The 1,701-nt window shown below is 60.8% G+C and carries 1 protein-coding gene and 1 pseudogene; one reads left to right on the plus strand and one right to left on the minus strand.

All coding sequences use genetic code 11. The features are described from left to right. On the minus strand, positions 1-440 hold a 440-nt coding region (locus IVB36_RS26300; protein ID WP_247391779.1), incomplete at its 3' end, for a transposase. Between the two features lie 702 nt (positions 441-1,142). Between IVB36_RS26300 and IVB36_RS26305 the strand changes: the two are divergent. Continuing rightward, a pseudogene (locus IVB36_RS26305) lies at positions 1,143-1,701 on the plus strand (IS5 family transposase); the annotation flags it as partial.

Genomic DNA, 1,701 nt, shown 5'->3' on the forward strand with positions numbered 1-1,701 from the left:
ACCGTGACGCGCTTGAGGTCCTGGCTGCGTAAGGCGCCGGCTTCGTGCGCCACCCGCAGGCTCTCGGCCAGCAGCAGCTCCAGCTTGTCGCCGAGCCGCTTGCGCCAATGGCTCAGGTCCGAGCGTTCGTGCGGGAAAGCGTGCTGGAAAAACTCTTCGCCGGTGAAGAACTGGAAATAAGGGTCGTGGACCCAGCGCTCGCACACCCCCTCATCGGACAGCCCGTAGATATGCTTGAGCAACAACAGCCCGATCATGAAGCGGGTCTCGATCCCGGGCCGGCCGTTCTCGCTGTAGAGCGGCGCGATCTCGCCGTCGATCCAGTCCCAATCGATCTTGCCGGCAAGCAGAACCAACTCGTGCTTCAGATTGATGATCTGGTCCAGCCGCGCCCGGAACAGATCGTTCGATCCCGTCGTCCTGTGCTTCTTCGGTCGCATCGGCCCCTCCGATGCACCACAGAATCATGGTCCGCAGCGAAAGGGAATCCACAAACGAAAATTGCAAGGTTTGGGGGCCTCAAGCCCCCAATCCCTGCAATCTCAAATGCCGCCGCAACCGGAAAACTGACTCCTGCTCAATCGCTTAGTGCCTTGTTCACGGACGACTTACTAGTTTCCTCTGCCGGATTTAGCCGGGCCTTTTTCATGAAGTTCTTTTTGATCGCGGTCGCCATCTGGCTGCTGCTCAACGTGCTCTATGTTCTGGTCGTCATTCCAGCGCGAAAGGGGCGCTTGCCGCCGCCTGTTGTTCGGGCAGTAGCCGCCATCAGACGGCTCATCAACGCAAGACGTCGACCCCCCTAAAGGGGGTGGACGGTTACGTCCACCATTGGGCCTTGGCCGACTACCTAAGGCGAACTGGCATGCCCGGTCTTGAAGACCCGAAGCCGCGATCATCGCGCCAGACCGTTCGCAGCGAAAGTCCGCTGGGTCACAAGCCGCCGAACTGGCGCCGGGCTGCAAACTTCCGGTCTGCACTTGTGAGCTGACATGCAGCGACACCCGCCAACGGAAGCACCCTGAGCGGAAGATGCTTGCGGGCGAAGAAAGAGGCCGCACGGTGCGGCGGCCTTAGGGTCTGTACCTAATTAGCGAGTTCTGATTCCCTGGTGCTAAGTTGATTCGGCACGGGGGACTTCGATGCGCAAAGGACTGTTCTGGCTCAACGACAAGCAGTGGGCTCAGATAGAGCCGCATCTGCCAACGAACCAGACCGGCCCGGCGCGCCAAGACGATCGACGCATTATCAGCGGTATCATTCACATGCTCCAGTGCGGCGCACGCTGGCGCGATTGCCCGTCCGACTATGGCCCTTACACGACGATCTACAATCGGTTCAATCGCTGGGCTAAGCGCGGACATTGGCAGGCGATCTTTGAAGCGCTCGCCCGCTGCGGCAAGGACCGAGTGGCTTTGTCGATCGACTCCACCTCGATCAAAGCGCATCGCTCGGCGAGCGGCGGAAAAGGGGGGAGTGTGAACAGGCGATCGGCCGCTCGCGCGGTGGGCGGACCACGAAAATCCACGCGCTGAGCGACCCTGATTGCAAACCTTGCGCATTTCATCTCACTCCGGGACAAGCCGCAGACATTGCCGCAGGGCCGGCCCTTTTGAAGCTCGCGCCGCCCATGTCTTCCCTCATTGGGGACAAAGGCTACGATGGCGACGGCTTTCGCGCCGAAATCGTCAATCGCGGCGC

The organism is Bradyrhizobium sp. 35 (assembly GCF_023073215.1).
GTDB lineage: Bacteria > Pseudomonadota > Alphaproteobacteria > Rhizobiales > Xanthobacteraceae > Bradyrhizobium > Bradyrhizobium canariense_D.